Raw genomic sequence first — 7620 nt, forward strand, 5'->3', positions numbered from 1 at the left:
GTGATCAACGAGATTAAAAACGACGCCAAGGAGCGTATGGGCAAGAGTGTCGAATCACTCAAGACCCAGATGTCCAAGATCCGTACTGGCCGTGCTCACCCGAGCCTGCTCGACGGCATCCAGGTTGAGTATTACGGTGCTGCCACTCCGCTGAAACAGTTGGCCAACGTCGTGGCAGAAGATGCTCGCACCCTCTCCATCTCCATTTTTGACCGCTCCATGATCCAGGCGGTAGAGAAGGCGATCCTGACCTCCGATCTGGGCCTGAACCCCTCCAGCAATGGCCAGACCCTGCGCGTGCCGCTGCCGCCGCTGACCGAAGAGCGCCGTCGCGACCTGACCAAGATCGTCCGTGCCGAAGCGGAAAACGCCCGTGTTGCTGTGCGCAACATTCGTCGCGATGCCAACGCCGATCTGAAAGCGTTGCTGAAAGAGAAAGAGATCTCCGAGGATGACGACCGTCGCGCTCAGGAAGAGATCCAGAAGCTGACCGACTCCTACATCAAGCTGGTCGATGAGGCCCTTGCTGCAAAGGAGAAGGAGCTAATGGAAATCTAACCGCCTGAAAGGTATATTACGAGCGCCGTGTAGTGCCCCTGCACGGCGCTTTTGTCTTTGTGGGAGAAAACCATGTCGCTTTTGGCTGCGTTGGGTGATTGTGCCAACTCGTCTTTACCCCGTCACGTCGCCATCATCATGGATGGCAACGGTCGCTGGGCCCAGAACCGTGGCAAGATGCGGGTTTATGGCCACAAGGCGGGCGTCAAGTCGGTGCGCGAGGCCGTTACCTTTGCTGCGCGTGCCAAGATCGAGGCATTGACCCTGTTTGCATTCTCCAGCGAAAACTGGCGTCGTCCGGAAGGGGAAGTCAGCGCCTTGATGGAGCTGTTCATTACCGTGCTGGGCCGCGAGGTGAACAAGCTTCACAGTCACGGGATCCGGCTCAGGGTGATTGGCGATACAGATCGCTTCAGTGATCGGTTGCAGGCCAAAATCGCCAAGGCGGAAGCCTTGACCGCCAATAACAAGGGATTGACCCTGAACATTGCGGCCAACTATGGCGGCCAGTGGGATATCGCTCAGGCGGCTCGCAAGCTGGCCCGCGCGGTTGTTGCCGGTGAACTGGCCGCAGACGACATTGATGAATCCATGTTGACCCGCGAGGTTTGCATGGCCGATCTGCCACCCGTGGACCTGTTGATCCGCACCGGTGGCGATCATCGCATCAGCAACTTTGTGTTATGGCAGCTCGCCTATGCAGAGCTCTATTTTACCCCGGTATTGTGGCCCGATTTCAACGAGGCCGAGTTCAGTGAGGCGGTTGCCTCTTTCGTTGCCCGCGAGCGTCGCTTCGGTTGCACGGGTGAACAGATACGGGAATTGATCGCCGAGCAGCAGACCGGCTAAACCCCGCTCCCAAGAGAGAGGTTTCTTTTGCTAAAACAACGAATTATTACTGCTTTGATGTTGATCCCCCTGGTGTTGGGGGCGCTCTTCTTTCTGCCATTGAAATTTTTTGCCCTGTTGGCAGCGCTGGTGTTTTTGTTGGCCAGTCGCGAATGGAGTGGGTTTGTCTCTGCTGCTCCGCAGCAATGGTTACCCATCGTATTTTGTCTGTTGCTCGGTGCCAGCCTCTTTTGGCTGCCGGTGGAGCAACTCTGGACGCCTCACCTGCACCCCCTGGTGATGGGCGTGCTCTGGACAGCGGTAAGCTGGTGGCTGCTGGGCCTGCTGCTGGTGCTGCGCTATCCCCAAAGCGCCAAGCTGTGGAAAGAGTCTCTCTGGCTCAAGTCGCTGTTTGGTCTGGTGACCCTGGTTCCCTTCTTCTGGTCGCTGGTCGCCATCCGTGGTTACAACTTTTACCATGACCCCATGATGGGGGCCTGGATCCTGTTGTTCGTGATGGGACTGGTCTGGGCGGCAGATTCTGGCGCGTATTTTTTCGGCAAGGCGTTCGGTAAGCACAAGCTGGCACCGGCTGTGAGTCCGGGCAAAACCATCGAAGGGATGTGCGGCGGCCTCTTTACCGCCAGCCTGCTGGCCATCGGTGTCACCTGGTCGATGGGATTTGTTCCTGCCAAGATGATCACCGTGCTGTTTTGCTCTCTGCTGGCGGTGCTAGCCTCCGTACTCGGCGATCTGACCGAAAGCATGTTCAAGCGCGAGGCGGGCATCAAGGACTCCGGCACCCTGTTGCCGGGTCATGGCGGCATTCTCGACCGGATCGACAGCCTGACCGCCGCCCTGCCGGTGTTTCTGCTCAGTTATCTGCTACTCAGTCAGGAGTTTTGATGCACAAGTCACTGGTTATTCTGGGTGCCTCTGGCTCCATTGGTCAGAGTACCTTGAAAGTGCTGCGCCATAACCCGGGCAGTTGGCAAGTATTGGCGTTGACCGCCGCCCGTAACGTGGATGCCATGTTGCGGGACTGCCTCGAATTCTCCCCCCGTTTTGCCGTGATGGTCGATGAGGATGCCGCCCGTGAACTGGCTGCCCGTCTGAAAGCGCACGGCAGTGCGACCCGGGTCATGTCTGGTGCAGCAGCCCTCTGCGAGGTTGCCGCTCACCCCGACGCCCATAGCGTGATGGCCGCCATCGTCGGTGCGGCCGGACTGGCCCCGACCATGGCCGCGGTACGTGCCGGCAAGCGAATTTTGCTGGCCAACAAGGAGGCGCTGGTGATGTCCGGTGCTTTCTTCATGGAAGCCGTGCGCGAACATGGCGCCGAGCTGCTGCCCATCGACAGCGAACACAATGCTATCTTCCAGTGTCTGCCGACTGCCGTGCAGCGCCAGCCCGGTTTTTGCGATCTGGCGGCGGCGGGGATCAGCAAGATTTTGCTGACCGGTTCCGGCGGTCCGTTCCGTTACACCGAGATCAGCGAGCTGGCGAAGGTGACGCCGGCGCAGGCCATCGCTCATCCCAACTGGTCGATGGGGGCCAAGATTTCGGTCGACTCCGCCACCATGATCAACAAGGGGCTGGAGTACATCGAGGCGCGCTGGTTGTTCAATGCGGCGCCCGAGCAGATCCAGGTGGTGATCCACCCGCAGTCGGTGATCCACTCCATGGTGCAGTATAAGGATGGCTCCGTGCTGGCCCAGCTTGGCAATCCGGATATGTGTACCCCCATCGCCCATGCGCTTGCTTATCCCAATCGCATCCCCTCCAGTGTGGAACCTTTGGATTTCTTCAGTGTCGGAGAGTTCAGCTTTATCCGGCCTGATTATGATCGCTACCCCTGTCTGGCGCTGGCCATCAATGCCTGCCAGAAGGGACAAGCGGCGACCACTGCGCTCAATGCAGCCAACGAGGAGGCGGTTGCCGCCTTCCTGACCGGGCGCATCGGTTTTATGGATATTGCCCGGATCAATGAGGCAGTGATGCTGGCGCTGGAGAGCAGCGCCATCTGCTCGCTCGATGATCTGTTTGCCCTGGACGGTGCGGCAAGAGCCCGTGCTCACACTTTGATTGAGGAGCTTGGCTGATGGGCGGTGTGTTGTGGAATATCGGTGCCTTTGTTGTTGCGCTGGGCCTGCTGGTCGCGGTGCACGAGTTTGGTCACTTCTGGGTGGCCCGTCGTTGTGGCGTCAAGGTTGAGCGCTTCTCTATCGGTTTTGGCAAGGCGATCTGGCGCCGGATGGGTAAAGATGGCACCGAATATGTGCTGGCGCTGATCCCGCTCGGTGGTTACGTCAAGATGCTCGATGGCCGGGTCGATGAACTCAAGCCCGGTGACGAGCAGTATGCCTTCAACCACAAGAGTGTCTGGGCGCGGATGGCGATTGTCGCCGCAGGTCCCATGGCCAACTTCGTCTTTGCCCTGTTTGCCCTCTGGCTGATGTTTATCATCGGGGTGCCGAGCGTCAAGCCGGTGATCGGTGAGGTGCGTCCCGCATCCATCGTGGCCGAGGCGGGTGTGCTGCCCGGGATGGAGATTGTCGGGGTCGGCGATGAGCTGACCGGTGACTGGGAGAGCGTCACCTACGCTCTTATCAGTCATCTGGGTGATGATGCAGTGACTCTCAAGGTGCAGGCACCCAATACCAGCTATGCCACCGATAAAACCTTGTCGCTGACCGGCTGGACCTTCGATCCGGATAAAGAGTCGCCTATCGGCAGCTTGGGAATTGTCCCCCTGAGTGGCAAAGTGCTGCCAGTCGTGGCTGCAGTGGTGGCCAAGAGTGCCAGTGAAAAGGCGGGGCTGCAGGTCGGTGACCGTATCAAACAGGTCGGCGATCAGCCTATTACCGCGTGGGCCCAGTTTGTCGAACTGGTGCAGCAGGCACCGGGCGAACCCCTGCAAGTGGTGGTTGAGCGCAACAACAGTGAGCTCAACGTGACCCTGACCCCGGATAGCCGCAAGGTGCAGGGCAAGCTGGTAGGATTCGTCGGTCTCTCGCCGCAACTGGTTCCATTACCGGATGAATATCGAATTCTGTTACAGTATGGGCCTTTGCAGGCGCTGTGGCATGGCGCGAACAAGACCTGGAGCCTGATCACGCTCACCTTTGACATGATTGGCAAGTTGATCGGTGGCATCGTGTCGCTGGACAACCTGAGCGGCCCCATCTCCATTGCCAAGGGCGCCGGCAGCAGTGCCGACTATGGTCTGGTCTATTTCTTGAGTTTTCTGGCGCTGATCAGCGTCAACCTGGGGATTATCAATCTGTTCCCCCTGCCGGTGCTCGATGGTGGCCATCTGGTCTATTTCCTTATCGAAGCGGTCACCGGCAAGCCGGTATCAGAGAAAATACAGGAAGTGGGTTTCAGGATCGGCGCCGCCATTCTGATGTTATTGATGGGAATTGCGCTGTTTAACGATTTCGCTCGCCTCTGAGGCCAGAGCATCAACAAGGACACACAAGAACAAAATGGCTGTTAAAAAAGCATTGGTGTTGAGTTGCCTGCTGGGTGCCAGTTTCCTGGCCCAGGCGGCCCCTGCCTCTTTTGTGGTGCAAGATATCCAGGTCGAAGGTCTGCAACGGGTGACCCTGGGTGCCGCACTGTTGAACCTGCCGATCCGGGTCGGTGATACCGTCGACTCCGTGGCTCTGGCCAGCGCCATCAAAAAGCTCTATGCCTCGGGTAACTTCGAGGATGTGAAGGTTTACCGTGACGGCCAGGTGCTGCAGGTGATGGTCAAGGAGCGTCCGACCATCTCCAGCATCGAGTTTGCCGGCAACAAGGATATCAAAGAGGAGCAACTGACCCAGAGTCTGGAGTCCTCCGGCATCCGTGTGGGCGATCCGCTGGATCGCACCGTGCTCACCTCCCTCGAGAAGGGACTGGAAGATTTCTACTATGGCGTGGGTAAATACTCCGCCAAGGTCAAGGCCATCGTCACCCCGTTGCCGCGCAACCGGGTCGACCTCAAGTTCACCTTCGTGGAAGGGGAAGCGGCCAAGATCCAGCAGATCAACATCGTCGGCAACAGCGTCTTCCCTGAAGAGAAGCTGATTGCCCAGCTCTCCCTGCGCGACGAAGTGCCCTGGTGGAACTTCACCGCCGATCAGCGCTATCAGAAACAGAAGCTGGCGGGTGATATCGAGACCCTGCGCTCCTACTACATGGATCGTGGCTATATCCGCTTCCAGCAGGAGTCTACCCAGGTCTCCATGACCCCCGACAAGAAGGGCGTTTACGTCACCCTCAACATCAAGGAAGGGGATCAGTACAAGGTCTCCGGTGTCCAGCTCAAGGGTGACCTGATCGACCGCGGTGGCGAGATGAAGGGATTGATCCCGATTGCTGCCGGCAGCACCTACTCTGCCAGTCAGGTGACTCATACCGAAGAGGTGCTCTCCAAGTTCCTCGGCCGTTACGGTTATGCCTATCCGAAAGTGGTCACCTTCCCGCAGGTCAATGACAAGACCAAGGAAGTTGAGCTGATCGTCAACGTTGAGCCGGGCCCTCGTGTCTATGTGCGCAACATCAACTTCAGCGGTAACGCAACCACCGAAGATCAGGTGTTGCGTCGCGAGATGCGCCAGATGGAAGGCACCTGGCTCTCCTCCGACAACATCGAGCAGTCCAAGAGCCGTCTCAACCGTCTCGGTTATTTCGAGAGTGTAGAAGTGGACACCAAGCGGGTGCCGGGCAACGATGACCTGGTTGACCTCGACTTCAAGGTCAAGGAGCAGCCAGCAGGCTCCATCAACGCCGGTATCGGTTACGGTACCGAATCGGGTCTGAGCCTGCAGGCGGGGATCTCCCAGGACAACTTTATGGGTACCGGTAAAAAGGTCTCCATCAACGCCAGCACCAACGACTACTCCAAGAACGTTGACCTGAGCTACAACGACCCCTACTTCACCGTGGATGGTGTCAGCCTGGGTGGTCGGGTCTACTACAACCAGTTCCGCGCCGATGATGCCGATATCGTTGATTACGAGAACGAAACCATCGGTTTCCGTCTCTCCAGCGGCTTCCCGGTCAACGAGTTCAACCGTCTCGACTTCAGTACCGGTATCGAGAGCACCAAGCTGAGCCGTCCGTCCTTCAATGCCCAGAACTATCAGGAGTGTCTGAAGGACAATCCGGATACTGATGGCAATACCTACTGCTGGGATCAGTGGAATGATAACCGCCAGTCGGTACAGATGGATCAGTTCTGGAATGCTTACTCACAGGATGGTTCCAACCTCGACTTTGTGACCGTCGATGTCACCGCTGGCTGGACCCGCTCTACCCTGAACAAGGGGATGTTCCCGACTTCTGGCGATCGTCAGCGTATCAACGCCAAGGTGACCGTACCGGGCATGGAGCTGCAGTACTACAAGCTCTCTGCCGAAGATGCCCACTACTTCCCGCTCGATGCGGATCACAGCTGGGTAATGATCGGCAAGGGTCGTGTCTCTTACGGTAACGGCTATGGCGATGACTCCATGCTGCCGTTCTTCGAGAACTACTATGCCGGTGGTTTCGATACGGTACGTGGCTTCAAGAGCAATACCATTGGTCCCAAGGCGATCTACAAGACCTACAACAAGCCGGGTGCTGGCAGTTGCACGGGTTCTCAGCCGTGTGAAACTGGCTACTACGAAGGTTCCGACACCTCGGTGGGGGGCAACGCTCTGGCCGTCGCCTCACTGGAGCTGGTCTTCCCGACCCCGTTCGTCTCCGAGACCTATCGTCCGCAGATCCGTTCCACCGTCTTTATGGACGCTGGTACCGTCTGGAGCACCGATTTTGCCAACGGAGCATATCCTTGCGCCGCCGGTTCTGATTGCAACTATCTGAGCCAGGACTACTCCAACCCGGGCAATATCCGGGTCTCTGCCGGTGTCTCCCTGCAGTGGCTCTCGCCGATGGGGCCGCTGGTGTTCGCCTTGGCCAAGCCGATCAAGAAATATGAAGGGGATCGCACCGAAGTCTTCTCCTTCAACATCGGTCGTACTTTCTAAGCAGAGTTTTGCCCCCACCCATGCGGTGGGGGTCTTCAATGATGGGACGCGCGGTATGCGTGCCTCACCAGGTAACAAGACGGTCCTAACGCCGCTTGCATAATCGGGTAAATCAGGTAGCCCTCGCCATGAGGGAACAAGGAGTAAGTGTGAATAAAGCGTTGAAAGTAGCTGGTTTGAGCTTTGCACTGATGGCTGCCGGCATGGGTTCTGC

The 7620-nt window shown here is 57.9% G+C and carries 6 protein-coding genes; all 6 read left to right on the plus strand.

All coding sequences use genetic code 11. The features are described from left to right. The 6 genes from frr (at window position 1) to bamA (ending at window position 7406) form a co-directional block, all read left to right on the plus strand. Entirely contained in the window at window positions 1-558 is a 558-nt protein-coding gene (gene frr, locus G5358_RS09845) for a ribosome recycling factor (protein ID WP_421222310.1), read from the plus strand. A 72-nt stretch (window positions 559-630) separates the two neighbouring features. Next, window positions 631-1407 (plus strand): polyprenyl diphosphate synthase, encoded by a 777-nt coding sequence (gene uppS, locus G5358_RS09850; RefSeq protein ID WP_421209742.1) that lies wholly within the window; start codon window positions 631-633, stop codon window positions 1405-1407. 27 nt (window positions 1408-1434) lie between these two features. Then, window positions 1435-2292 (plus strand): phosphatidate cytidylyltransferase, encoded by an 858-nt coding sequence (locus G5358_RS09855; protein WP_227341179.1) that lies wholly within the window; start codon window positions 1435-1437, stop codon window positions 2290-2292. Continuing rightward, window positions 2292-3488, plus strand: coding sequence for a 1-deoxy-D-xylulose-5-phosphate reductoisomerase (ispC, locus tag G5358_RS09860; RefSeq protein WP_421222308.1), 1197 nt, complete (start codon window positions 2292-2294; stop codon window positions 3486-3488). The genes G5358_RS09855 and ispC overlap by 1 nt, the downstream gene beginning before the upstream one ends. After that, the gene (gene rseP, locus G5358_RS09865) at window positions 3488-4840 is read left to right on the plus strand and encodes a sigma E protease regulator RseP (RefSeq protein ID WP_421222306.1); all 1353 of its coding nucleotides are present in this window, start codon (window positions 3488-3490) and stop codon (window positions 4838-4840) included. Before ispC ends, rseP begins: the two co-directional genes overlap by 1 nt. A 34-nt stretch (window positions 4841-4874) precedes the next feature. Further along, complete coding sequence (gene bamA, locus G5358_RS09870; RefSeq protein WP_075114987.1) at window positions 4875-7406, plus strand: outer membrane protein assembly factor BamA; 2532 nt, start codon at window positions 4875-4877, stop codon at window positions 7404-7406. Window positions 7407-7620: the final 214 nt, after the last annotated feature.

Origin of the sequence: Aeromonas sp. 604176, from assembly GCF_049170755.1 — a bacterium.
In the GTDB taxonomy this organism is placed as follows: Bacteria; Pseudomonadota; Gammaproteobacteria; order Enterobacterales; family Aeromonadaceae; genus Aeromonas; species Aeromonas veronii_A.

Excerpts from the sequence above, each read along its gene's own strand:
- uppS (WP_421209742.1), top strand. The coding sequence starts at position 631 with ATGTCGCTTTTGGCTGCGTTGGGTGATTGTGCCAACTCGTCTTTACCC.
- ispC (WP_421222308.1), top strand. The coding sequence starts at position 2,292 with ATGCACAAGTCACTGGTTATTCTGGGTGCCTCTGGCTCCATTGGTCAG.
- rseP (WP_421222306.1), top strand. The coding sequence starts at position 3,488 with ATGGGCGGTGTGTTGTGGAATATCGGTGCCTTTGTTGTTGCGCTGGGC.
- bamA (WP_075114987.1), top strand. The coding sequence starts at position 4,875 with ATGGCTGTTAAAAAAGCATTGGTGTTGAGTTGCCTGCTGGGTGCCAGT.